Origin of the sequence: Mucilaginibacter sp. OAE612, assembly GCF_041806395.1 — a bacterium.
GTDB classification, from domain to species: Bacteria; Bacteroidota; Bacteroidia; order Sphingobacteriales; family Sphingobacteriaceae; genus Mucilaginibacter; species Mucilaginibacter rubeus.
This window is the reverse complement of record NZ_JBGMUW010000001.1, coordinates 431,821-457,569: the sequence shown is the minus strand read 5'-3', so window position 1 is coordinate 457,569 and position 25,749 is coordinate 431,821. Positions and strand designations below refer to the sequence as shown.

General features: G+C 42.3%; 25 protein-coding genes and 1 pseudogene. 14 read left to right on the top strand and 12 right to left on the bottom strand.

Annotated elements, in window-relative coordinates; genetic code table 11:
* Positions 1-117: 117 nt before the first annotated feature.
* Complete coding sequence (locus ABID99_RS01985; protein ID WP_090528819.1) at positions 118-669, top strand: NUDIX hydrolase; 552 nt, start codon at positions 118-120, stop codon at positions 667-669.
* Between the two features lie 2 nt (positions 670-671).
* Here the strand turns inward: ABID99_RS01985 and ABID99_RS01980 are convergent, their stop codons facing one another.
* Positions 672-1,127, bottom strand: coding sequence for a nuclear transport factor 2 family protein (locus ABID99_RS01980; protein WP_188833354.1), 456 nt, complete (start codon positions 1,125-1,127; stop codon positions 672-674).
* Positions 1,128-1,284: 157 nt separating this feature from the next.
* On the opposite strand from ABID99_RS01980, the gene ABID99_RS01975 reads away from it, so the two are divergent.
* A complete protein-coding gene (locus tag ABID99_RS01975; RefSeq protein WP_373612689.1) occupies positions 1,285-1,926 on the top strand; it encodes a PhzF family phenazine biosynthesis isomerase in 642 nt (213 codons plus the stop codon).
* Positions 1,830-2,168, top strand: a complete 339-nt coding sequence (locus tag ABID99_RS01970; RefSeq protein ID WP_373615885.1) for a PhzF family phenazine biosynthesis protein — start codon at positions 1,830-1,832, stop codon at positions 2,166-2,168. Before ABID99_RS01975 ends, ABID99_RS01970 begins: the two co-directional genes overlap by 97 nt.
* Before the next feature lie 91 nt (positions 2,169-2,259).
* Here ABID99_RS01970 and dnaA read toward each other — a convergent pair whose 3' ends face one another.
* The 3 genes from dnaA to ABID99_RS01955 all read right to left on the bottom strand — a co-directional run bounded on the left by dnaA (position 2,260) and on the right by ABID99_RS01955 (position 6,203).
* The gene (gene dnaA, locus ABID99_RS01965; RefSeq protein ID WP_090528828.1) at positions 2,260-3,684 is read right to left on the bottom strand and encodes a chromosomal replication initiator protein DnaA; all 1,425 of its coding nucleotides are present in this window, start codon (positions 3,682-3,684) and stop codon (positions 2,260-2,262) included.
* A 433-nt stretch (positions 3,685-4,117) separates the two neighbouring features.
* Positions 4,118-5,668 carry a methylmalonyl-CoA mutase gene (locus ABID99_RS01960; RefSeq protein WP_373612688.1) on the bottom strand — a complete coding sequence of 517 codons (1,551 nt, stop codon included), beginning with the start codon at positions 5,666-5,668 and terminating at the stop codon, positions 4,118-4,120.
* Between the two features lie 4 nt (positions 5,669-5,672).
* Positions 5,673-6,203, bottom strand: a complete 531-nt coding sequence (locus ABID99_RS01955; RefSeq protein ID WP_090528832.1) for a hypothetical protein — start codon at positions 6,201-6,203, stop codon at positions 5,673-5,675.
* Positions 6,204-6,295: 92 nt separating this feature from the next.
* On the opposite strand from ABID99_RS01955, the gene ABID99_RS01950 reads away from it, so the two are divergent.
* The gene (locus ABID99_RS01950) at positions 6,296-6,643 is read left to right on the top strand and encodes an iron-sulfur cluster assembly accessory protein (RefSeq protein WP_090528835.1); all 348 of its coding nucleotides are present in this window, start codon (positions 6,296-6,298) and stop codon (positions 6,641-6,643) included.
* 135 nt (positions 6,644-6,778) lie between these two features.
* Here the strand turns inward: ABID99_RS01950 and ABID99_RS01945 are convergent, their stop codons facing one another.
* Positions 6,779-7,507 (bottom strand): TlpA family protein disulfide reductase, encoded by a 729-nt coding sequence (locus ABID99_RS01945; protein ID WP_373612687.1) that lies wholly within the window; start codon positions 7,505-7,507, stop codon positions 6,779-6,781.
* 153 nt (positions 7,508-7,660) lie between these two features.
* Between ABID99_RS01945 and ABID99_RS01940 the strand changes: the two genes are divergently transcribed.
* On the top strand, positions 7,661-8,899 hold the full coding sequence (locus ABID99_RS01940; protein WP_090528841.1) for an ABC transporter permease: 1,239 nt from the start codon (positions 7,661-7,663) through the stop codon (positions 8,897-8,899).
* A 383-nt stretch (positions 8,900-9,282) separates the two neighbouring features.
* Here the strand turns inward: ABID99_RS01940 and ABID99_RS01935 are convergent, their stop codons facing one another.
* The 5 genes and pseudogenes from ABID99_RS01935 to ABID99_RS01915 form a co-directional block, all read right to left on the bottom strand.
* A complete protein-coding gene (locus ABID99_RS01935; RefSeq protein WP_090528842.1) occupies positions 9,283-10,023 on the bottom strand; it encodes a tyrosine-protein phosphatase in 741 nt (246 codons plus the stop codon).
* Positions 10,024-10,026: 3 nt separating this feature from the next.
* On the bottom strand, positions 10,027-11,082 hold the full coding sequence (rfbB, locus tag ABID99_RS01930) for a dTDP-glucose 4,6-dehydratase (RefSeq protein ID WP_373612686.1): 1,056 nt from the start codon (positions 11,080-11,082) through the stop codon (positions 10,027-10,029).
* 15 nt (positions 11,083-11,097) lie between these two features.
* On the bottom strand, positions 11,098-12,120 hold the full coding sequence (gene galE / locus ABID99_RS01925; protein WP_373612685.1) for a UDP-glucose 4-epimerase GalE: 1,023 nt from the start codon (positions 12,118-12,120) through the stop codon (positions 11,098-11,100).
* A gap of 113 nt (positions 12,121-12,233) precedes the next feature.
* A complete protein-coding gene (locus ABID99_RS01920; RefSeq protein WP_090528849.1) occupies positions 12,234-13,217 on the bottom strand; it encodes a UDP-glucuronic acid decarboxylase family protein in 984 nt (327 codons plus the stop codon).
* Positions 13,214-14,531, bottom strand: a pseudogene (locus ABID99_RS01915) (UDP-glucose/GDP-mannose dehydrogenase family protein). The gene ABID99_RS01920 and the pseudogene ABID99_RS01915 overlap by 4 nt, the downstream one beginning before the upstream one ends.
* A 154-nt stretch (positions 14,532-14,685) precedes the next feature.
* On the opposite strand from ABID99_RS01915, the gene ABID99_RS01910 reads away from it, so the two are divergent.
* The 9 genes from ABID99_RS01910 (at position 14,686) to hemH (ending at position 23,231) form a co-directional block, all read left to right on the top strand.
* Positions 14,686-15,936 (top strand): 3-deoxy-D-manno-octulosonic acid transferase, encoded by a 1,251-nt coding sequence (locus tag ABID99_RS01910; protein ID WP_373612684.1) that lies wholly within the window; start codon positions 14,686-14,688, stop codon positions 15,934-15,936.
* Positions 15,937-16,159: 223 nt separating this feature from the next.
* Complete coding sequence (locus ABID99_RS01905; protein WP_373612683.1) at positions 16,160-16,969, top strand: alpha/beta fold hydrolase; 810 nt, start codon at positions 16,160-16,162, stop codon at positions 16,967-16,969.
* A 2-nt stretch (positions 16,970-16,971) separates the two neighbouring features.
* Entirely contained in the window at positions 16,972-17,595 is a 624-nt protein-coding gene (locus ABID99_RS01900; RefSeq protein WP_112652761.1) for a lysophospholipid acyltransferase family protein, read from the top strand.
* Between the two features lie 121 nt (positions 17,596-17,716).
* A complete protein-coding gene (locus ABID99_RS01895) occupies positions 17,717-18,343 on the top strand; it encodes a 1-acyl-sn-glycerol-3-phosphate acyltransferase (protein WP_373612682.1) in 627 nt (208 codons plus the stop codon).
* Positions 18,344-18,346: 3 nt separating this feature from the next.
* Positions 18,347-19,435, top strand: a complete 1,089-nt coding sequence (locus ABID99_RS01890) for a glycosyltransferase family 2 protein (protein WP_188833359.1) — start codon at positions 18,347-18,349, stop codon at positions 19,433-19,435.
* Positions 19,432-20,091, top strand: a complete 660-nt coding sequence (locus ABID99_RS01885) for a carotenoid biosynthesis protein (RefSeq protein WP_373612681.1) — start codon at positions 19,432-19,434, stop codon at positions 20,089-20,091. The genes ABID99_RS01890 and ABID99_RS01885 overlap by 4 nt, the downstream gene beginning before the upstream one ends.
* Before the next feature lie 93 nt (positions 20,092-20,184).
* On the top strand, positions 20,185-21,036 hold the full coding sequence (locus ABID99_RS01880; RefSeq protein WP_188833361.1) for a 4-hydroxy-3-methylbut-2-enyl diphosphate reductase: 852 nt from the start codon (positions 20,185-20,187) through the stop codon (positions 21,034-21,036).
* Between the two features lie 28 nt (positions 21,037-21,064).
* Positions 21,065-21,754, top strand: coding sequence for a fatty acid desaturase (locus ABID99_RS01875; RefSeq protein ID WP_373612680.1), 690 nt, complete (start codon positions 21,065-21,067; stop codon positions 21,752-21,754).
* A gap of 457 nt (positions 21,755-22,211) precedes the next feature.
* Positions 22,212-23,231 (top strand): ferrochelatase, encoded by a 1,020-nt coding sequence (hemH, locus tag ABID99_RS01870; protein ID WP_373612679.1) that lies wholly within the window; start codon positions 22,212-22,214, stop codon positions 23,229-23,231.
* A 135-nt stretch (positions 23,232-23,366) separates the two neighbouring features.
* Here hemH and ABID99_RS01865 read toward each other — a convergent pair whose 3' ends face one another.
* Complete coding sequence (locus ABID99_RS01865; protein ID WP_090528875.1) at positions 23,367-23,558, bottom strand: cold-shock protein; 192 nt, start codon at positions 23,556-23,558, stop codon at positions 23,367-23,369.
* A 168-nt stretch (positions 23,559-23,726) separates the two neighbouring features.
* The gene (locus ABID99_RS01860) at positions 23,727-25,652 is read right to left on the bottom strand and encodes an alpha-amylase family glycosyl hydrolase (protein WP_373612678.1); all 1,926 of its coding nucleotides are present in this window, start codon (positions 25,650-25,652) and stop codon (positions 23,727-23,729) included.
* Positions 25,653-25,749: the final 97 nt, after the last annotated feature.

Here is a 25,749-nt window from a genome sequence, read left to right as displayed (position 1 = left end):
CCGAAAACAACATTAAGTATCAAATAAAATTATTCACGAGCCTTGTATTCCAGAATAGGTTTATCCTCATGGTAATCCTTCAATCCTAAAAATCAAGGTTCAAATCTATAAGCATTAATGAGTAAAGATCTCACCTGGAAACTACTTTCATCATCATACATCCACAAAGGCCCCTGGGCTACCCTCCGCATTGATAAATGTGAAATGCCAAATGGCAAAATAGTTGAAGATTATTATGTACTTGAATATTCAAACTGGGTTAACGCAGTAGCCATAACCGAAGACAATAAAGTATTGATGGTGAAACAATACCGTCATGCGGCAGGTGTTATCTCGCTTGAAATCCCGGGTGGTGTAATTGACGCCGGCGAAGAACCTGTACACGCCATACGCCGGGAATTGCTGGAAGAAACCGGCTACCAGTTTGATGAATTTGAATTGATCTGTACGGTATACGGCAACCCGTCAACAGCTAACAATAAAACATTTACCTATTTCACCAAAGGCGGCAAAAAAGTACAAGGCCAGCATCTTGACGAACTGGAAGACCTGATTGTTGAAGAATACACCATTGAAGAGGTGAAACAATTATTGCTTAACAACGAAATAAAACAGGCCATGCATTGCGCCGGTTTATTTTATGGGATGATGAAGCTGGGAGTGATGTAAAATCACTCCGGGCAATTATCCTTTCGCCGGGTATCAACTATATAAATGATCTTCCAGCCATCGGCAGTTTTCATCAGCTGGAAAACATCTACCCCGCAATGGCTGTATTTATCATCTAAATAAAACTTATAAGGCGCCCAAACGCTGGCCAGCGGACCGTCGATCTTGATATCCGAAAAAGTTACGCGCTCATCGTATACGCCTTTGTGTGGCGTGCCAACCATTTTAACAAAGTCATCAGGGTTTTCAATTTCCAAAGCTGTTGAGCCATCTTTTTTGTTGGCTACGCTATGAAAAGCGATTCCTTTAGCAAAGGTGGATCTAAGCATCGTGCTATCGCCCTTGCGCATGGCATTAAACATAGTATTGATGGTTTGCTTAATAGCATCCGGCTCCGTTTGCTGGGCGAAGGATTGGAACGATAATAAAATAAATACTGCAAGAATAAGTTTTTTCATAACTAAATATACCTCATTTGGAATCAAGTTGATATGCTGATTTAATCATTTGCTGATAAGAGAAAAAAACTATAATCCAATCTTTCTTCATTTTTAAACTGTGTTGACATTTAATCTGAAGACCTTCACTACTTTGCGACAAGCAAAAATCTACCAAATGAAAAAATTATCCTATTATATACTTGATGTATTCACTCACCAACCATATAAAGGCAACCCGCTATCGGTAGTGTGGTGTGACGACGAACTGGAATTATCTCAATACTACAACATAGCCCGCGAATTCGGCTATTCCGAAACATCCTTTGTACGGTACTCTGATGCTGAAAAATTATTGAAGGTACGTTCATTTACTCCGGGTAATTATGAGGTTGGTGGCGGCGGTCATAATTTGCTGGGCGCTGTATCCCTGGCTTTGCTTAAGGGATGGGATATTTTTAACGGTCAGGGTGATGAGCATTGGGTAACTATGAAGAATAAAAAATTGCCCGTTGTGATCAGTGAAGAAAACGGCCTGATACTGGTATCAGTAAAACAGCAGGCTGCGAAGAACCTTGGTACTATTAGCCCGGAAATTGTGGCGCCAGCACTCGGCTTAGAAACAAGCGATCTGGAATTAAATAACTGGAAGCCTACCATCATGAAAACAGAAGTAGCCCACACCATTGTTCCTGTAAAAAACAGAGCGCTGCTTAATCAGCTATACCCAACCCTGATAAGCTCAAAGAAATTTCAAAAAATTACGGCTTTGAAGGGTTTTACTTATTCACAACCGATGTTTCAGAGGGTGACTATCTAACCGAAACCCGCTTTTTTAATCCCGCATATGGCATTGATGAAGATCCTGCCACTGGAACAGCTGCTGGTCCCCTTGCCGGATTTTTGCAGCAGGTCAGTTACATAAACACCAACCAGGATTATACAATTTTGCAGGGAGTATTGGTAAATCATCCATCTACCATCCATATCAAGGTAACAGCCGAAAATGTGCTGGTAAGTGGCTCGTCAGTGATTGTAATGGAGGGCACGTTGTTTTTATAAAACCAAACACAATCGCCTGCTTTAAAATTAATGCCAAACAAAAAAGCCCTGCATCAAATGCAAGGCTTTCGTATGTTAAAAGTCGTGTTTATTACGACATTTTCAATTTCTTCTGAATATCGGCAACATACCCTTTAAATTTCTTATCGGTGTCAATCAAATCTTCTACAGTTTGGCAAGCATAGATCACGGTTGAGTGGTCACGACCGCCAAAGAAATGACCTATTGATTTCAATGAGCTTTTGGTATGTGCTTTGGCCAGGTACATCGATATTTGACGTGCCTGTACAATTTCACGTTTGCGGGTTTGAGATTTTACCATTTCAATAGGCACTTCAAAGTACTCGCACACTAAACTTTGGATATACTCCATCGAAATTTCTTTAGATGAGTTCTTCACAAAGTTTTTCAACATTTGTTTAGCCAGGTTCAGGTCAATCTCCTTGCGGTTAAGGGTTGATTGTGCCAGTAATGACACCATGGCGCCTTCCAGCTCACGTACGTTATTATCAATGTTATGGGCAACGTATTCGATCACATCGTTTGACAGATCGATACCATCCTGGTAAATTTTATTCTTCAGGATAGCCATACGGGTTTCCAGGTCAGGGATCTGCAAATCGGCAGATAAGCCCCATTTAAACCTCGAAAGCAGACGTTCTTCCAAACCAGCCAGATCCTTAGGCGCTTTATCTGATGTAATGATCAGTTGTTTGCCCGATTGGTGCAGATGGTTAAATATATGGAAGAAGAAATCCTGTGTTTTTTCTTTGCCGGCAAAGTTGTGCACATCGTCCATGATCAGCACGTCAATAGCCTGGTAAAAGTTCACAAAATCATTAATATTGTTGTGCTTTAAAGCATCAACAAATTGCTGCGTAAATTTTTCGCATGATACATACAGTACCAGTTTATCGGGCAGGGTGCGCTTAATTTCGTTACCAATAGCTTGTGCCAGGTGGGTTTTACCCAAACCTACACCGCCGTAAATCATTAAAGGGTTAAATGAAGTACCTCCGGGTTTAGCGGCAACTGCATAACCAGCAGAACGGGCCAAACGGTTGCAATCACCTTCAACAAAGTTTTCGAAGGTATAGTTACGGTTAAGCTGAGGATCTACGTTCAACTTTTTGAGCCCGGGTATAACAAAGGGGTTCTTAATATCCTTGTTAATTGAAATAGGTATCGGCATACTCTGATGTTTTGAATCAGCGCCATTTCCGTTTGAAGGCATATTAGTTGTGTATGGTTTACTTGATGATTGCTCAACAACTATATTATACTCTAAACGTCCTTCGTCGCCCAATTGTTTTTTTATTGTCTTGCGCAGTAACCCTACATAGTGCTCTTCAAGCCACTCGTAAAAGAATAAACTTGGTACTTGTATGGTTAATACGCTTCCCTCCATTCTCAAAGCTTTTATCGGCTCAAACCAGGTTTTAAAACTCTGGGCCGGTATGTTGTCTTTGATGATCTGAAGGCAGCTATTCCAAACGTTCGTACAAGTTTTTTCCATATAAATAAAAGTAAAATATTGATTTCCAACCCCCAGCGAAACAACTTTTGGCCTTGCTACGGAACATCGAATATTGCCAAAAAAAGCTTATAAAAAAATTAAATTTTCACTTTTTTAACATTTGGCTTTTTACTAACAAATTCGATTTTTTAATGAAATTTTCGTATGGATAACATAATTTTTGATATAAAAATCACAATCCGAATATTTCTCAATTGTTTTTTTCTTTTTTTGAAATTTCAAAAAAAAGAATAATAAAACTGTCAATTACAACCCTTAGTTATACGCCAAAACATGGGTAATGTTTGCGCTTTTTTGATGGTTACTGCAAACAAAAAAATAACGCACTGGTTTAGTGCCTTATAAAAAATAAAAACCAGGTTTGTTGATTTGTGGTGCACTATACTACATGCACGGAAGCCACACCACGACGCTAATACTCTCCAAAAACACCTCGCAATACATCGGCGATCTCCCCAAGGGTAGCATAGCTTTCTACCGAAGTTACGATAAAAGGAATTAAGTTTTCGGTACCGGTCGCAGCTATTCCCAAAAGGTGTAAACTTTTCTCAACATCGTTACTATTACGCTCCCTTTTTAGCTCAGCAATTTTTTCCGACTGCATTTTTCTGATCGCGTCATCCACCCTAAACACATTAACAGGGGCTTCCTCCTGCTGGGTAAACCGGTTAACGCCTACTATAACTTTTTCGCCGGTTTCAATCTCCTGTTGATACTGGTAAGCAGAGGCTGCTATTTCCTGCTGGATATAATCCTGTTCTATGGCTTTTACCGCGCCACCCATGGCATCAATCTTATCTATATACAATTGGGCAGCGGCTTCCATCTCATCTGTCAATGCTTCGATAAAGTATGAACCGGCAAGCGGGTCAACCGTATCGGTAACACCACTTTCAAACGCGATGATCTGCTGGGTGCGCAAGGCTATTTTGGCTGCGGCTTCTGTTGGTAACGACAAGGCTTCGTCATACCCATTGGTGTGTAATGATTGTGTGCCCCCCAGCACGGCAGCCATTGCCTGGTTGCTTACCCTTATAATATTATTAAGCGGCTGTTGTGCTGTTAACGTTGAGCCGCCCGTTTGCGTATGAAAGCGAAGTTTTTGGGCGCCGGCATCGGTAGCCCCCAATTGTTTGGTAATATGCGCCCACATGCGCCTGGCGGCACGGAACTTGGCTATTTCCTCAAAAAAATTACTGTGACAGTTAAAAAAGAAAGAAAGGCGCTTGGCAAACACATTAATATCAAGTCCCTTATCCAGCGCGGCCTTTAAATAGGCTTTGCCGTTGGCCAAAGTAAATGCCAGTTCCTGCACGGCGGTTGAGCCTGCTTCGCGGATGTGATAACCTGATATGGAGATAGTATTCCATTTGGGCACCTCTTTACTGCAGTATTCAAATACATCGGTAATGAGCCGCATGGATGGCGCAGGGGGATATATATAGGTGCCGCGGGCAGCATACTCTTTTAATATATCGTTTTGTATGGTGCCGGAGATTTGCCTGAGATCTGCTTCCTGCTTTTTGGCCAGGGCAATGTACATGGCCAGCAAGATTGGGGCCGTGGCATTAATAGTCATGGAGGTAGTGATATTCTTAAGTTCAATACCCTCAAATAAAACCTCCATATCTTTTAATGAATCAATGGCTACGCCTACCTTGCCTACCTCACCCTCGGCAAGGGAGTGGTCGGAGTCATAGCCTATTTGTGTTGGGAGATCGAAGGCTACCGAAAGACCGTTTGTACCCTGGCTTAATAAATAGTGGTAGCGCTTGTTTGATTCTTCGGCAGTTGAAAAACCGGCGTATTGACGCATGGTCCAGGGTTTGCCCCGGTACATATCTTTTTGGATACCGCGGGTAAAGGGGAACTCACCGGGCAATTCACTCATATTTGAAGGTTCGGTATAAACCTCCTTAATTTCGATACCCGATGTAGTGGTAATTTTTTTATCCCTGGCCATAAGCTTAGTATAATTCTTCCATGTCCTGCCTGATGAGCCCAAGTGCCACATCATAAGGGTTATCTTCAAGCTTACTTAAATGCACCAGGATCACTTTGCTTAACTCAAGCGCCGAAGTATCCGGCGGCAAAGCTTTTACAGCATTATTAATCATATTAATGGTATCGTCCTTCACTCTTTTTACCACGTTCCAAACCCGGGCGCTTACATAAATTTGCTGCGTAATGTTATGCTGAAACTCGTTGCGCACCTCGTTAACAATAATAGCCTGCAATTCGGCGGCGGTATCGGCCGATCCGTTAAGACGGATAAGTAAACTTGCAGGATTAACCCTTTCAATAAAAAGTACAACCCTTTCATAGGCCTGTAGGCGTAATGGCAGGGTTTGATTACTGATGGTGCGTTTTAATTCCAATAACTGGATACTTTCTGATTTATCAAGATAGGGTTTAAACAGGTAAAAAGCGATATACACAACGCCTAAGCCCGAAATAGTGTACTTTAAAATATCAAACAAAAAAGGTAGAGTGGGCATGTTTATAAATGTTATACAGGGGTCATAAAATTATGACACTAACAAAAATCTGCATTTTACGTTATATTTGTGTGGAATAAATAAAAATAAAGATGAGTATAGCTGTTGAAGCTGCTCCGGTTTCTTTTACACCGGGCGCAGTAAAGGAACTTTTTAAATTAAAAGACCAGCAAGAAATAAACGACGAATTTGGTTTACGTGTTGGTGTTGAGGGTGGTGGCTGTTCGGGCATGAACTATATTTTAGGCTTCGACATGAAAAAAGACGGCGACCAGGAATATATTATTGATGGTATTAAAGTTTTCATGCACAAAGCGCACGGTTTATACCTGGCCGGTATGCAAATCGATTACCAGGACGGATTAAATGCCCGTGGTTTTACTTTCAACAACCCTAATGCTGCCAGCACCTGCGGCTGTGGTTCTTCGTTCTCGGTTTAATTACCCCCGGTTAAAATATAGGAAGCCGTTTCATTGTAAAACATGAAGCGGCTTTTGTTTTGAAGGGCTGCAACAATAACACGGTAAATCATTAAGCGGTATATATATTTAGTTAACGAGTGATATTTAAACCCACTATTTAATATCAGATATCGTTTTCCTGATCCAGCTTGGCACCGTTCCATCGCCATAGCCCTGGCTGTTAAACCGTATAACCCCGTCCCTGTCAATAACCAGGCTCACCGGGCACTCATCAACCCCATAGTAAGAAAACAAAGGCATCGAATCGCTAACCACATGGTATTTAAACGGCGACACTTTCAGAAATCGCTCTACCTGTTCAGTTTTATCTAAAGAAATTGCAATAAATACAATATCCTTATTATCCTGATAAGCGTCGACAAGGCGGTTCAGTTCGGGCATTTCATATCTGCATGGCGGGCAGGCAATAAACCAAAAATTGAGCACAACTATTTTCCCTTTCAGTTCCGCAGCTGTAATTACATTACCGTTAACATCTCTCATATTGAAAAAGCTAAAGGTATTTCCCGTTTTAAAAAACCTGGTTTCGGGCGGCTTAATAGCATTAGCCGGCAAAATACCATCGGCAAGCGGGTCACGTTTGGTTAATATAAAAGCAGAGCTATCACTATCATGCTGTACTGGCTTCAACATATAATAGCCTGTTGCCATCAATTCACGCCATTTAGCGTAAGTATATTTCTCGCCTTTTGCATTGGTAACTACCGTTTTTTGATTGAAACCATATTGTTCTATCGGCCGTGTTATTTCAATCTGACCATATGCGCTTGAAATACTAAAAACAAGCGATGAGATAGCAAACAGAATATAATAATTTTTCATTTTAAGGTTTAAATTCAACGGAAAATTATAACATAAATAGCACGTTACCAAATCGGGGCTTTAGCCACACCAATCACAAAAATTAAGTTAAATCAGCATGTAACAAACTGGTATAATGCTTAGTCATACCAGCAAGTTTTTTATATTTATACCATGCCGGTAAAAACCTCTTACAAAGAAAACATTTCCATTGCATTACAGTCTATAGCCGGCAACAGGCTGCGTACCTCGTTAACCGCGCTGATCATAGCGATAGGTATCATGGCGCTTGTAGGTATTTTAACGGCCATCGAAGGCATCAGGCAGTTCACCAACGATGCTTTCGCTGATCTTGGCGCCAACACATTCACCCTGCAAAACCGCGGCGAGGGGTTGAACTTCGGCAACGGCGGGCACCGTAAAGTGTATCCGGCCATTACTTATGACCAGGCTGTGCGTTTTAAAAATACTTTTAAATTGCCGGTAGCTGTAGCCATTAATTTAGAGGTAATTGGTACCGCGGTAGCCAAATACGGCAATCAAAAAACAAATCCCAATATATCCATCTCGGGCTCAAACGAAAATTACCTGGTTACAGCGGGTAAAAAGCTGGCTTTCGGGCGTAATTTTTCCGCTTCTGAGCTGGAACATGGATCGAACGTGGTCATTATTGGCGATGAGATTAAAAAGAAACTGTTTAAAACCGAAGACCCGATAAATAAATCGATATACCTTGGTACCGATAGGTTCAGGATAGTTGGTGTATTTGCATCAAAAGGTTCAAGCTCATTCGGTGGCGATAAATTTTGCGTGATCCCTGTATTGAAAGCTAAACAGATAGACAGTACCAAGAATGCGTCGTTCACGGTAACTATTAAAGTAGCCAGTCCCGGCGCCCTTGACGCTACCATTGGCGAAGCTACCTCCTTATTCAGAAACGTAAGGGGGCTTAATGTAATTAACCAGGATAACTTTGAAATAAGCCGGAGCGATTCCATTCAAAAGGAACTATCAGGCCAGCTTGCAGGTATTACTGCCGCCGGCTTTGCAGTTGGCATCATCACACTCATCGGTGCCGCCATCGGACTTATGAACATCATGCTGGTATCAGTAACAGAACGCACACGCGAAATTGGTGTGCGGAAAGCTATAGGAGCAACCCCGGCAATCATTCGTAAACAATTTTTAATCGAGGCCATAGTGATCTGTCTCATAGGTGGTGCAGCGGGCATGATACTGGGCATGGCAGCGGGAAACCTTATTGCTGTACAAATAAGCGGCTCATTTGTAGTGCCATGGGGATGGTTATTCTTTGCTGTGGTGTTGTGTACGTTTATTGGTTTGATATCGGGTTACTACCCGGCAAAAAAAGCAGCAAAACTGGATCCGGTGGAAGCGCTTAGGTACGAATAAAAACGATTGCAAAATCTTAGAGGCTGCCTACAAACAAAAAATGTCATTGCGAGTAACCATCAGGGAAGCCTGAAAAAAAACGTAATGACATGTAAAATATATTTTAGCGGTGTTGCGCGTGGGCCGCGTTAGGGATTGCAGTGTAAAGCCCGGAGCGAGTAGAGGGGTTGCGGGCAGGAAAGGCGAGGACTTGCAACGGAAAGCCCGGGCCGCAGGCAACGCCCATGGTATAAAACTCATCAGAAAAATACACTTAATAATTAATAACTTACACTCACGTCATTATAAGGAACGAAGCAATCGCGAACCATACAGGGCGGACCTGCTAATCGGGGATTGCTTCGTTCTTCGCAATGACGCTTTTCTTGTTGGATAATACCTGTTTAAAACAACATCTTATTCTTAAGCGGATAGTCGACAAGCAATTTTTCAATATAGGTTGTTCTCAGCGCATCGCCAAATGCCGTGGCGTGCCTTAAGTGGTGCATATCGCTTGAAATAAAGTCTATCAAACTATTATCAACCAGGTCTTCGGCCATTTTTTTTATCTCTTTACCATAATACCCTGTGAGGGATATGGTATTAAGCTGAAAATCCAGGCCCCAACTATGCAGGTTTCTCAACATGTCTAAGTCAAGGTACTGGTAGCGCTCGGGGTGGGCCAAAATAGGTTTATACCCTTTATCATGAAGCTTTTGAATTACACTGTAAGTATTTGGCGGTTGATTTATAAATGAAAATTCAAATAATACGTGGTTGTCGCCCATGGTCATGATCGGGCCGTTCTCTACACGTGCTTCAAACGTTTCGTCAAAATAGTGTTCGGCAGCGGCTTCAACAGGTATATCAATCCCTTGTTTAACCAACTCGGCTTTTAATATAGTAAGCGCGTTTCCTATGGTTTCGGGGGTGTTGCGATAAAAATCTATCATGATGTGTGGCGTGGCGATAACTTTTTTTATCCCCAATTCCATCATCTTTTTTATCAACTCTACCGAATCTTCGGGTGTTTTAGCACCATCGTCAATCCCCGGTAACACATGCGAGTGCATATCAACCATGATTCCTTCATAGTTGAGTTTTGATTCCCTTATTGCCTTCTTCTTCTTAAAAAGCCCGAACATTTTTTATCTATCGTTATACTGACTACTGTAATATTGCTGGTAATGTCCCGACGTTACATCATTAAGCCAATCTTCATTAGCCAGGTACCAATCAACTGTTTTTTCCAAACCTTCCTCAAAAGTTATACCCGGCACCCAACCTAAATCATTTTTTAATTTGGTTGCATCGATAGCATATCTCAGGTCATGCCCGGCCCTGTCTGTCACAAAAGTGATCAACTTAGCTGATTCTCCCTCAATCCTGCCTAATTTTTTGTCCAATATACTGCAAAGCAATTTGATCAGGTCGATATTTTTCCATTCGTTATGCCCACCTATATTATAGGTTGAGCCCGATTTGGCATTATGAAATATTACATCAATTGCCCGCGCATGGTCTTCAACCCAAAGCCAGTCGCGGATATTTTCGCCCTTACCATATACCGGTACAGGTTTACTTTGCTTGATATTATTAATTGCCAGCGGAATGAGTTTTTCCGGAAAATGGAATGACCCATAATTGTTTGAGCAATTTGATATAACGGTATCCATGCCATAAGTATCCTGGTAGGCCCGCACAAAATGATCAGAACCTGCCTTTGAAGCCGAATATGGTGAATGCGGATCATAGGCGGTTTCTTCGGTAAACATGCCGTCTTCACCAAGCGTACCGTATACCTCATCGGTAGAAACATGATAAAAACGGGTTTGATCATATTTGCCTTTCCAATGCTCGCGGGCGGTATTCAATAAATTTACGGTGCCTACCACATTGGTCATCACAAAATCAAGGGGGTTAGTGATCGACCGGTCTACGTGCGATTCGGCAGCAAGATGGATCACCGCATCTGGATTTTCAGCCGCAAAAAGTTCATTAATAAAAGCAATATCAACAATATCTCCCTTTACGAACTTATAATTAGGTTCATTTTCAATATCCTTTAAATTGGCCAGGTTACCCGCATAAGTAAGCTTATCTAAATTAACAATGCTGTAATCAGGATAGTTTTTCACAAACCTGCGCACTACATGCGAACCAATAAAACCAGCGCCCCCTGTTTTTATAATGATCTTTTTCATTCCCTGCTGTTGATATTAATTGAACGGATTTTGAGCAATATATTTTTCCCACTCCCAAGCCGATGACATCATTTCGCCAATACCCAGTTCGGCCGTCCAGCCAAGCTTGGTTGATGATTTAGTAACATCGCCCCAAACCTGCTCTACGTCACCTTCACGGCGCGGGCCAATTTCATAGTTCAGTTTTTCGCCTGTTGTGCTTTCAAAAGCGTGAATTACTTCCAACACTGAAGTGCCGTTGCCTGTACCCAGGTTAAATACATCATAACCTTTAAATTCGTCTTTTTCGGCAAGCCTTAACGCGGCAACATGGGCTTTCGCTAAATCAACTACGTGAATATAATCGCGGATGCAGCTACCATCAGGCGTGTTATAATCATTACCAAAAACGGTTATTTTTTCGCGTTTGCCTATGGCAGTTTGTGTAATAAAAGGCACCAGGTTTTGTGGCACTCCTATTGGCAACTCCCCAATCAAAGCAGACTCATGGGCACCTACAGGGTTAAAATAACGCAACGAAATCACTTTATAATCGCTGCCGGAATTTACCATATCAACCAAAATTTCTTCGGCTATTTGCTTGGTATTACCATATGGCGATTGTGCAGGTTGCACCGGGGCATTCTCAGTAACGGGTAATTTTTCGGGCTGTCCGTAAACTGTGCAGCTTGATGAAAATACAAAATTGATAGCCTTACCGTAATAAGCTTCGAGCAGATTGATAAGCGAATAGAAATTATTCCGATAGTATTTCATCGGTTTTTTTACCGATTCGCCCACTGCTTTAAAGGCTGCAAAGTGGATGATACCACCTATTTCGGGTTCGGCGAGTGCAAGTGATCTAACGGCGGCTTCATCGCAAAGATCAAGCTTATGAAATACCGGAGTAAAGCCTAAGATCTTTGTAAGCTGATCTAATATTTTGGGGTCCGAGTTCGACAGGTCGTCAACGATAATGGGGTCATACCCCGCGTTAACCAGCTCAACAACGGTGTGCGAACCAATAAAACCCAAACCGCCTGTTACTAATATTTTCATGGTTTAAATAGAGAGTATGTTTGAATGTTCGGCAAAGTAAGCAGATTGTGACAATTCATCCGCTTTTATATTATAAAAAAGGCCAAAAAAATTAATTTCCGGCCTGGTTACCCTTACTTATTGTAATAGGTAAAGTCTTTATGGTTTATTTCATGTTCGGGCAACGACTTGAAGTATTCTAAGGTGATCTTCAAACCTTCACTCCTGGATACTTTTGGCTCCCAGCCTAATATAGCTTTGGCCTTGGTAATATCCGGGCGGCGTTGCTTCGGATCGTCCGTTGGCAAAGGCAGGCTGATCAGCTCCTGGTTAGTGCCCGTCAGCTTAATGATCTCCTCACCAAATTGTTTTATAGTGATTTCATCAGGGTTGCCGATATTCACCGGCTGGGCGTAATCGCTGTGCAATAATCTGTAGATCCCTTCTATCAGGTCATCTACATAACAAAACGACCGCGTTTGTGAGCCGTCGCCAAACATCGTCAGGGGTTCGCCCCGAAGTGCCTGCCCGATAAAAGCCGGTAATACCCTTCCGTCGTTCAGTCGCATCCTTGGGCCATAAGTATTGAAAATCCTAACGATCCTGGTTTCCAACCCGTGGAAGGTATGGTAAGCCATGGTAATAGCTTCCTGGAATCTTTTGGCTTCATCATACACCCCTCTCGGGCCTACCGGGTTTACATTACCCCAATATTCCTCTGGCTGAGGGTTGATGTTCGGATCGCCGTATACTTCCGAGGTGGAGGCGATCAGCATCCGTGCCTTCTTGTTCCGGGCCAGTCCCAGCAGGTTATGGGTTCCCAGTGAGCCTACTTTCAATGTCTGGATCGGAATTTTCAGATAATCTATCGGGCTGGCCGGTGAGGCAAAATGCAGGATATAATGCAGTTCGCCCGGTACATAAACAAACTTGGATACGTCATGATTATAAAACTCAAAGTTCTCCAGTTTGAACAAATGTTCTATATTCCTCAAATCGCCGGTGATCAGGTTATCCATCCCGATCACATGATAATCTTCCTTAATAAACCTATCGCACAGGTGCGAGCCTAAAAAACCGGCTGCTCCCGTAATCAGGATCCTTTTTCTCGCTGTCATATTGCTACTATTTTACGGCCTATACTGTTATAATAAAACCCATATTCCTTCATCCTGTCCAGGTCATACAGGTTACGCCCGTCAAAGATCACCGGCGACTTCAGCTTTTCCTTCATAAAGTCAAAGTCTGGCGTACGGAATACCGGCCATTCGGTCACAATCAACAGAGCATCTGCATCATCAAGGGCATTGTACCGATTGGTGGCATAGCTTATCTTATCGCCAAGTAGTTTCTTAACGTTTGGCATGCCTTCCGGGTCGTAGGCGGTTACTGTTGCCCCGGCTGCTAATAGCTCATCGATAATGTACAGTGCCGGTGCTTCGCGGATATCGTCGGTCTCCGGTTTAAAAAGCCAGTCCCCACAGGGCAAAATGTTTTCCTTTCAGTCCGCCTTCACCATAATATTCACGCATTTTAACTACCAGCCGTTTCTTCTGAGTTTCGTTCACTTCCATCACCGAGTTGAGGATCTTGAAGTCGTATTTATTTTCTTCGGCTGCTTTGGACAGAGCCTGCACATCTTTAGGAAAACAGCTGCCTCCATATCCCACACCCGGGAACAGGAAGCGTTTGCCAATGCGGCCATCTGCTCCTACTCCCTTGCGTACCATATCTACATCCGCCCCTACCAGCTCGCACATGTTGGCAATCTCGTTCATGAACGTGATCTTAGTGGCTAAAAATGAGTTGGCTGCATATTTGGTTAGCTCGGATGAGCGTTCGTCCATATATAATATAGGGTTGCCCTGGCGTACGTAAGGTGCATATAAATCGCCCATTACCTGGCGGGCTTTTTCATCCGTTGTACCGATCACTACCCTATCCGGTTTCATGAAGTCTTCTACGGCTACACCTTCGCGTAAAAACTCGGGGTTGGATACTACAGCGAAGGGAACATCGGTATTGGCTTTCATCACTGCGGTTACCTTATCTGCCGTACCTACCGGTACCGTTGATTTGGTTACGATCACTTTATATTCGGTGATCAGTTTGGCTATATCTTTTGCCGCGCCAAGCACATAACTCAAATCGGCTGCTCCATCGGCTCCCGGAGGCGTTGGTAACGCCAAAAAGATCACTTTGGCCGGGGCTATTGCTTCGGCAAGATTAGTGGTAAAGGTTAGCCTTTCCTGTTTAATGTTACGCAGAAATAAAATATCAAGACCCGGTTCATAGATCGGCATCTCGCCATTCCGCATCTTGTTTACTTTTTCTTCCACAATATCTACACAGGTTACTTCATTTCCCGTTTCGGCTAAACAAGTTCCCGTTACCAGGCCCACATAGCCTGTGCCAATTACTGCAATTTTCATAGTGTTAAATGTGTTTTAAATTAAGGTTAGCAATATTTGTATGATCAACCATATAACCAGCTTATTATAGCACCGGGCGGGCCATAAAACTAATATTGTAATTATTGTTATTACTTTTATGCCCGGCTAAGATAATCATTCAGCGTTAAAATTGATGTTATTATATAATATAGGTATCAAATTATATTCCCTTTTTATCCGTTTTGCCTCGCTATTTAACAATAAGGCAAAACTTTGGATTGCAGGACGTAAAAACATTGTTTTTGTACGTATGGATAGCAGTGTTTGGTTTCATTTTGCTTCACTTGGCGAATTTGAGCAAGGAAGGCCCATACTGGAAGCTATGAGAAATTTACATCCCGTAAAGAAAATAGTAATCACTTTTTTTTCTCCTTCGGGATATGAGATCAGGAAAAACACCCCATTGGCCGACTATGTTTACTACTTGCCTTTGGATACCGCCCGAAACGCCCGCAGGTTTATTGATACCATTAACCCCAAAATTGTCATTTTTACTAAATACGAGTACTGGTTCCATTTTTTTAATGAAGCAAACAAGCGTAACATCCCTCTGTATATCGTATCGGGCATCTTCAGACCCGAACAGGTGTTTTTTAAATGGTATGGCGGTTTTAACCGCAAAATATTAACCCTGGTAAGCCACTTTTTTTTACAGGATAACAGGTCTAAGCAGCTATTGGAAAACATAGGCATTACCAATACATCGGTGAGTGGTGATACCCGTTTTGACCGCGTTTGGGCCAATGCACAAAATCCTAAACAATTGCCCCTGATTGAAGAATTTAAAAACGGGCACAAACTGTTTATCGCGGGCAGCACCTGGCCGCAAGATGAAGCCCTCCTGGCTAAACTGGTAATCCAATATCCCGACTGGAAATTCATCTTCGCTCCGCATGAAATACCGGAAGAAAAGATCAATAACTTGATAGAGTTGCTTCCGGAAGGAAAAGCCATCACGTTTTCACAGCTAAAAACCGAAGCCGAAGGTCTGAAGTCGGGAGATTTTATTAACCAATCGCTTACATCTAACAATCTTCAATCGCTGGTGATAGATAATATTGGCATGCTTTCATCGCTTTATGCTTATGCCGACGTTGCTTACATAGGTGGCGGCTTTGGCGTGGGAATTCATAATACCCTGGAGGCAGCCGCATTCGGTCTACCGGTTATTTTTGGCCCTAATTATCAGAAATTTAACGAAGCCAAGGAACTTATAGCCATTAAAGCTGGTTTTAGCATCAGCAATGAAACAGAATTAAAAGATATTGTTGACACACTGGTTAATGACGAGGCGTTTTATAATATTACCCGTAAAAAGGTATTTAATTATGTGAAGGAAAACGTAGGGGCTACGGACATGATCATGAAGTATATCGATAAATAAAAAAATGTCATTTATCATATGAGGAACGGGTGAGAAATCTTGTACACCCGGTAAGTAAACCATGTATGGTGGATTTGCAGGAAGCAGAAGATTTCTCTTCACGCCCCGCTTCGCCACCTCCGCCGTTCATCGAAATGACAATTTATAAAAAGACTATTCCATCATTCAAAACAAAACATGGTTGTTTACTGTACAAAAGCCATAAATTCTTAATATTGCCTTAATGGGGTTTTTACATCTGCCCGGCTTGGGCAAAGCACATTTTCACGAGTATGGTACCGGTCAAAAGCCGCTGCTGGCCTTTCATGGCTATGGCATGACAGGGAAGCAGTTTCATGTACTTGATCAATCTATCCTACCCCAATATCATATCTATGGTTTCGATCACTTTTTTCATGGCGAAAGCAGGCTGGATGGCTGGACAGAACAACAGATCGTGGCCGGGATGCCCAAAACCATGGTACGCAGCTACATGGAAGAATGGTTTAAGCTTTACGGCCGGCAACGTTTTTCGGTAATGGGTTATTCTATAGGCGCCAACCTGGCCCTGATATTGGTTGAAGAATATGCCGATATGATCGATGATATCATTTTAATGGCCCCTGATGGCCTGGCCGTATTTAAAGGCTTTCATTTTATATTGCATAATAAGCTTGGACGCGCAATTTTCCGTACGGCCACAAAAAGCAAATGGCTGGCACCTTTTTTAGTTAAAAGCATGAAAACTGTTGGCGCTATTGACGAAAGCCTTTACCGCATAGCTTATAATGAAATTGATACCGAACAAAAACGGCTTGACACTTATTATACCCTAAATTTGATCAGGCAGTTAAAGCCTGACGTACAGAAAGTAGCACAACTAATCAATCAGCATACAATTAAATGTTTGCTGATATTTGGCAGGCATGACCAGCTATTCCCTAAATCGGCGGCAATGCCATTTTTAGGAATGCTCCATAATGCCGAAGTGCATGAAATTGAACTTGGGCACTGGTTGGTTACAAAGGCACTTGACGAGTATTTAGTTAAATAAACATGGTACCTTCGCGTAAAAAGAAATTTTGGAGTAAACTATTCATCCGTTGCGTAAAATGGTGGATCGGTCGTAATTTTAAAGAGGTTAATGTACAGCCCTTTGAGCCACGCCCGGGCCATTCAATATTGCTTTTGACCAATCATTTTAGCTGGTGGGATGGTTTCATTGCTAACCGGACAGCTGTTTATGATCTTAAAAAGCAATTCTACATCATGATGCAGCAGGACCAGTTCGATCAGCATCGTTATTTTCGGTACATTGGTGCTTACTCCATTCAAAAAGGGTCAAGGGCAATACTCGACTCGCTCAGTTACTCGGCCGGGATATTAAATGATCCTGATAACCTCATCGTGATATTTCCACAGGGCGAGCTCTATTCAAACCATGAAACGCATATCCGTGTTGAAACCGGTGTTTATAAACTGATGCGACAGATAAAAGGCCCCTGTCAGGTGGTTTATCATTGTACCCTGATCGATTACTTTGAAAGCCTGAAGCCCCGTGCCTATGTTCATTTGTTTGATTTAGGTGTTGCCGGCGAACTTAGTTTTGAGCAGTTGAAGGAGAACATTAATAACGCGCATCAGCAAGCGTTGAAGAACCAGATCAATATGGAGCACTAATTAATTGACACTAATTTCCTGAATTGTTTCGAATTGGTGCTAATTCCATTTGATAAGCCATCAGCAAATTTCGTGTAATTCGATAAAATTGTAGCCGACATGCAATACATTCGTGTAAAATATGATCCGCAATAAAGAAAACTTTTTCATGAACCGTATTGTCCATTATTATATTAAATGGATAGTTGGCAAAACGTTTCATGAACTATTGTTTAACGATATTGTGATTGATAAAAACAAATCGGTGCTGCTGATAGGCAACCATTTTAGTTTTTGGGATGGGTTGATATTATATTGCGTAAACGATAAATTGCTGAAGAAAAAGTTACATGTCATGATCCTGGAAGAGACTGCCCGTAACGAGCGCTTCCTGAAATATGTAGGTGCTTTTTCGGTAAAAAAAGATTCAAAAAGTATCATCCAATCACTTGACTATGCTGCCGGATTGCTTACCGATCCCGCAAATTTGGTTTTGATGTTTCCGCAGGGCAAACTGTATGCTAACTTTGTTACCAGCATAAACTTTGAAAAGGGGGTTATGAGGATCATTGAAAAAGCAAACGGGAATTTCCAGCTCGTTTTTGCTTCAACTTTTATTCAGTACTTTAAACATAAAAAGGCAACGGCAACCGTTTATTTAAAAAACGAACCAGAAAATTACACCGGTAAAAGCATAAGTAAATTACAAGAGGCTTACCAAAGGCATTATGAAGCCTCCAAAGCGCTGCAAACCGAATTTGATATATAAAAAGTGACCATAGCTATATTAATAACCCTCTTTTTTATCATACTCAGGTTTGCGGTAACGCTATTCAATTATATCTCCAACCCTAAGCTGCCCCATATAGGGCGGTATTATTCGGATAAAGTTTCTATCCTGATCCCTGCACGTAACGAGGCCGAAAACATATTAACCCTGTTAAATTCCATTCATCAGCAAGATTATAACAACTACGAGGTTATTATTTATGACGATGATTCAAGCGATGATACTTATCAGGTTTGTACTGAATTTGCCGCCGGTCACCCTCATTTCAGGGTGTTAAAGGGAGGTAAATTACCGGATGGCTGGATGGGAAAAAATTACGCCTGCCATCAAATGGCTAAACAGGCCGATGGTAAATACCTGCTGTTTTTGGATGCTGACGAACAAGTTAGTAACCGCCTTATCAACAGCGCGGTACACCGTATGCATTTGCACCAGCTGGGTTTACTAAGCCTGTTCAGCAATCAAACCATGCTTACCTTTGGCGAGAACCTGGTAGTACCTCTCATGCATTTCATATTGCTAAACCTGCTGCCTTTACGCCTGGTATATATATTAAAAAACGCCTCAGTAGCAGCCGCCAGCGGGCAGTTTATGTTGTTTGATGCTGCCATTTATCATAAACACCAATGGCACAAAGCGGTAAAAAACAAGGTGGTGGAAGACGTGGAGATCATGCGCCTCATAAAAGCAGAGCGTTATAATGGTGAGGCACTGCTGGCCAACGGCATGATCAGCTGCCGCATGTACCGGGGCTATGGCGAAGCTATAAACGGGTTCAGTAAAAATTTCCTGGCGGCGTTTAACTACAGCATCATTGGTTTTTTGGTGTACATTACCATCACTATTGCCGGTCCGCTGATTATCCTGACAACCCTGAACATGCCGCTGATACTTTTTACCGCAGGCCTTATTTTTCTTACGCGGATCATGATCTCCCTTTCGGCCGGTCAAAAAGCGGAGTATAACATCCTTTTACATCCTGCTCAAATGTTTAGCCTGCTGATTGTGGCTGTTTTATCCATCCAAAGGTATCTTACCAAAACCACGATGTGGAAAGGGCGAAAAATTTGAGACCCATAGCATCCGATAATTCTGTCCGGGCAAAAAACAAGATCTGTATCATAGTTATTTTCCTGTTTCATTTGGTAGGGTTGGCAGGCTTTATTATCCCCTCATTAACCGTATTATTTATAACCCTGGTACCATGGCATTTACTATTGATGCTTGGGATTATCGTTTATAGTTATGACAATTTTGACAGCAGGTTTCTGCTGTTTGCATTGACCGCCTTCGGCATCGGCTTCCTGGCCGAATATATCGGTGTACATACCGGTTGGCTCTTCGGGCATTATCAGTATGGCAGCACACTTGGCATCAAACTATTTGAAATCCCCCTGATGATCGGGGTAAATTGGTTCCTGCTGATCTATGCCGCGGGGGTTATCCTGCAGCGAAGCAGGCTTCAAAATACCTGGGTAAGGATATTTACGGGATCTATGGTCCTTACCTTGCTCGATGTACTGATTGAGCCCATTGCCATACATTTTGATTACTGGCACTGGCTGGATGCCGGCGTTCCGTTTAAAAACTATGTTTGCTGGTTTGCGCTGAGTGCATTGCTGCTTTTTATATTTGAGCAGTTTAAATTTAAGCGGCAAGCTATTGTTGGTCCGGCATTACTGATTGCACAATTTATATTTTTTGCTGTCTTGAATTTGATGTATTGAGCTAAGGGATCAACTATTTAGTGATATAATAATCATCAAAATCAACGCAATCATTACAATCAACGGTTATTTTTGCCGTAAATTAGCAGCACCATGGGAGATTATCAGTTAAAGGTTACTATTGACCAGGATTCGGGCTTTTGCTTTGGGGTGGTTTATGCCATTGATATGGCTGAGGAGATTTTAGAAGAAGATGGCTACCTGTACTGCCTTGGCGATATTGTGCATAATGACGAGGAAGTTGAACGCCTTAAAGCAAAAGGCCTGCGTATCATTGAACACGGCCAGCTTAAAGATCTCCGTAATGAAAAGGTGCTCATCCGTGCCCATGGTGAAGCTCCCGACACCTACCGTACGGCTTTAGAGAATAACATCACCCTTATTGATGCCTCATGTCCGGTAGTGCTTAAACTACAAAACCGCATCAAAACCTCATATGACTCGAACGAGAAGATCCTGATTTTTGGCAAGCACGGTCACGCAGAAGTGGTTGGCCTGCAGGGACAAACCAATGATGAAGCGATAGTTTTCCAGGATATTGCCGAGCTTGACAATGTAGAACTGCCGCACAACATTACGTTGTATAGCCAAACCACCAAGAGTATGGATAAATTCTACTCGGTTAAAGATGAGCTTATTTCACGCGGCTACGCCCTTAAGGCTAATGATACTATTTGCCGCCAGGTAAGTAACCGGGATAAAGACCTGCCCAAATTTGCAACGCGCTTTGATAAGATTGTTTTTGTATCGGGCAAGAAATCTTCAAACGGTAAGGTATTGTATGAAGTATGCCGCAAGCACAACCGCAATACTTACTTCATATCCTCAACCGACGAACTGGATAAAAACATGTTTGCGCCAAATGATACCATTGGTATTGCCGGTGCAACGTCAACCCCCATGTGGCTGATGCAGAAAGTAAAAGCCGCTATAGAAAGCTTTTAACAGCACGCTTTTTGCTGTAATAGGTAACATGCAAAAAAGTCCGTCAAATATTGGTTTATTTGTGGCCGCGCTGGTAATTGGCTGCTGGGCAACAAGCATTACATTGCTGATGCAATGGCATTTCAGCTTCGGCAATCCTCTTGTTTATGTACTGATGCTGGTGCAAATGCACCTTTATACCGGGCTGTTCATCACCGCACATGATGCTATGCATGGTACAATTTCGCCTGATAAGGGCTTAAATAACTTTGTGGGTTACCTCAGCACGTTCCTATATGCCTCGTTCTGGTACCCGCAATTGTACACCAAACATCACAAACACCATAGCCACGTACATACACATGAAGATCCGGACTATCATCAGGGCAGCTTTTTTGCATGGTATGTGCAATTTATCCGCAATTACCTGTCCATATGGCAAATTGTGGTGATGGCTGTTGTATTCAATATCCTGAAGATCTGGATCCCACAGCCAAACCTCATTATGTTTTGGGTTGTACCATCATTGCTGAGCACATTACAGTTATTTTACTTCGGTACATATCAGCCCCATAAAGGCGAACACAATAACCGGCACTTTGCCCGGAGCCAGCGCCGTAATCATTTGGCTGCATTTTTTAGCTGCTATTTTTTTGGCTATCATTATGAGCACCATGAATCGCCGGGTGTACCGTGGTGGAGGCTGTGGAAAGCCCCGTTGCCGAAAAGTAGAGATTGATCAATCTATAACCCGCAGTTCGCCATTGTATCTAATATTAAGCCCGGAAAAAAACCGTAATGACACATAAAATATATTTAGGGATGTTGCGCGGGGCAGCGTTAGGGATTGCAGCGGAAAACCCACAGCCTTGTGCAGGCCTCAGTGCGTACAGACAAGGCGAGGATTTGCAGCGTAAAGCCCGGGCCGCAGGCAACGCCCATATCATGAAACCCATTCAAAAAAGCCCTAATAATCAACACATTACAATCACATCATAATAAAAAAACGAAACAATCCCCCAAACAGACAGGTAATCGTGCAAATCTCCCTGCAAAGCTGGAGATTGCTTCGTCCCCTATAATAACGGGAGTATACTGTGACAGGGAATAAATAAACCTTACACCTCATTTATTTGTAAATTGTGACCACCGTCATAACTTACGGGGCATTTTTTGCTATTTTTGCGCCTACAGTTATGGCTAAAAAAGGAATTTTACTGGTTAACCTGGGCACCCCCGATAGCCCCAGCACAGCAGATGTAAAGCGTTATTTAAATGAATTTTTGATGGATCCGCGGGTTATTGATATCGGGGCCATTTCACGCACCCTTTTAGTTAAAGGCCTTATTGTTCCGTTCAGGGCGCCTAAATCGGCCAAATTGTACCAAGCCATCTGGGATCCTAAAACAGGCTCACCGCTGTTACACTACAGCATTTTACAACAGCGGGCCTTGCAACAGCGCCTTGGCAATGACTATATGGTTGAGTTGGCTATGCGTTACCAAAACCCTTCTATCGAATCGGCTTTGGAGAAACTGAAGGCAGCCCTCGTTGAAAGTATCCAGGTAATCCCTTTGTTTCCGCAGTATGCTTCGGCCAGTACCGGGTCTGTTTATGAAAAGGTGATGGACATTATTGGCAAATGGCCAACATCGCCAAATATTACGTTCATCAACTCTTTCCATGATAATGAGCTGATGATTGAAACTTTTGCTGATAACGCTCAAAAATATAATCCTGAAACGTACGATCATGTTTTATTTAGCTTTCACGGACTGCCGCAAAGGCAACTGATTAAAGCCGATCATACTCATAATACCTGCCTTAAATCTGCAGGCTGCTGTGAAACGCTTACTGATGCCAACAGGTTTTGCTATTCGGCACAATCGCACCATACCGCGAAACTGATAGCTGAAAAAATGGGCATTCCGAAAGAGAAATATACCATCTGCTTTCAATCGCGCCTGGGCAACGACCCATGGGTGCAGCCTTACACCAGCGAAATTGTAGCCAAACTGGCCGGTGAAGGTAAAAAACGTCTCCTGGTATTTTGTCCCGCCTTTGTAGCCGACTGCCTTGAAACCGTATATGAAGTAACTACCGAATATGGTGACGAATTTAAAGCCCTCGGCGGTGAGCATGTGCAACTGGTTGAGAGTTTGAATGATGCACCTAAATTTATTGATGCCTTAGTGCAGATGGTAAAGCCTTTTTAGGAAAACTCCCCTGTTGAATATAATTATTGCCTAACGGAGCTGTTTTATAGCATACGTTAGGCTTTTTTTATTGTATAAAAAAAGCATCTGCCCATTGCTGAACAGATGCTGTACGATTTTTATATAATTGATAGTTTAACCTACTTTTACATTCACCGCATTTAAGCCTTTTTTGCCTTGCTCTACATCGTAGGTAACGCTATCGTTTTCACGGATAGTGTCGATCAGGCCTGATACGTGTACAAAAACTTCGGCACCACCATTAGTTGGCGTAATAAATCCGAAACCTTTGGTTTCATTAAAGAATTTTACTGTTCCTTGCATTATATTTTTATTTAATTACTACAAAGGTAACATTAATTATTAACAATCAATTAAAAATAAGGCCATTACACGTTTAAAGTTTTCGGAAGTGTAATTCCCTGTTGAAAACTACGTCGTAAAAACAGCATTTATCAACTCCCGGAAGCCTTAACACTTAGTGTTTTAACCTCGTTATTGCTGTAAAGGAACACTGCTGTAAACATGATATTCGCCGGGTTTCAGCGTCATGGAATATTGCAATGATGTTACACTTATACTGGTTTTGGTAATGTTATCGTACCAGGTTCCGGTAGCCGGGAAGCTGATATTGCCGGTTTGCGGCACCACGTCAAAATTACCAACCACCTCAACATTCGCGCTTGCATCTTTTAACTGTATAGTTTTAATAGGGCCGGCAAGGTCATAAGTAGAATTGGTTGAGGCAAATACAGCGTTCTTTTCCTTCATCTTAATCATTTTAGCGTAAACACCATATAAATGCCTCCTGTTAGGATCGGTATTATAGTTCCAGTAGATGGGTTTATTGCTGGTACGGCCCCCCTGGTTAATACTTACATCATAACCAAGCTCCCCAAACTGCCATAGCATCTTAGGCCCCGGAACCGAAAACAGGAACGCGGCTGCCATTTCTTCGCGCGCCAACCCTGTGTTTTTATCTTTTACATTGTAGCTGCCAACCGCATTGCCATAACTTTCATTTTTAAACTGCAGGCGTTCTTCATCATGGCTTTCAAAATAGCCTACCAGGTTATACGGCTGCGTAAACGTATGCTGATCATAAAACAAACCCTGAAAATTGGAGTTGGTTAGCCAGCCCATAGTAGCTTCATTGGCATTATAGTTCAGGTTGTTCCAAAGCATCATGCCTTCGCCGGCCAGTTCTTTTTCTTCCTGGTTAGCCGCAAAATGTTCCAGTATTACGTAGAAATTATTATTATCGATGCTTTTGATGTAGTTGTTATAATCTTTCCAGATGGCTATACGACTGGCATCATATTGGCTCCATGCGTTCACGGCTGCATCAGACGTTCCATAGTTAACCTGGGTAAAACCTTTTGAAAGATCAAAGCGGAAACCATCTATCTTATACTCCGTCATCCAGAATTTGAGCACGTTTTTTACAAAATATTTAGTGTCGGCGCTTTCATGGTTAAACTGGTAACCGACATTGTAAGGATGCGTTGGATCCACATTATACCAGGGATTGTTGGCCGCAGGTTTACCTGCTGTTGTATTAAAATACATCTGTACCATTGGTGATTGGCCAAAGGAATGATTAAGCACCATATCCTGGATCACCGCTATACCCCGCGAGTGGCACTCATCAATAAAAGCTTTCAAGGCGTTTTTGGTGCCGTAGTATTTATCAGGCGCAAAATAAAAAGACGGATTATACCCCCATGAAAGATTACCTTCAAACTCATTAAAAGGCATCAGTTCAATAGCATTAACACCCAGGTTTGAGAGATACTTCAAAGTATCTGTAAGGGTTTGATAGTTATGGGCATCAATAAAATCTCGTAATAATAATTCATAAATAACCAGGTTCTTTTTATCGGGGCGGGTAAAGCTGGTGTTTTTCCAGCTATACGCAGGCTGATTGGCCTGAAAAACGCTTACATTACCGGTAGTTTTCCCGGTTGGATACTTTTTTAAGTTGGGATAGGTATCTGAAGAAATGTATGAATCGTTATCAGGGTCAAGCACCTTTTCGGTATATGGATCAGCTACCTTCAATGATTTATCAATATAAAACTGATAACCATATTCAGCAGCGGGATCGATGTTATCTATTTGTACCCACCAGCGTTTGCCATCGGGCGTGTTGTTCATCACGGCCTCGGTGTCATTTACATCCCAACCGTTAAAATCACCTGTTACTGATACGGATTTTTTGCCCGGCGCATACAGGTTAAAAATTACCGATTTACCCGAATTGATAAAGGTAACCCCGTCTTTTGCACCCGCCGGCAACGCCTTTCCGGTGTTTACCACCGTATCACCGGGAACGGTTCCCGGAATTACCCGGCAAAACTTCTTTCTTTTTGCATGAAGTAAAACCGGCCAATAAAAGTCCGGCAAGTAATAAGTAAACATTTTTAATGATCATATTTTGTTATAATTGGTTTCTTACCAAAGCAATCATAGCCAACTGGTTACAGGCCATATTGCTTCAGCAATGCAATATCAGTAA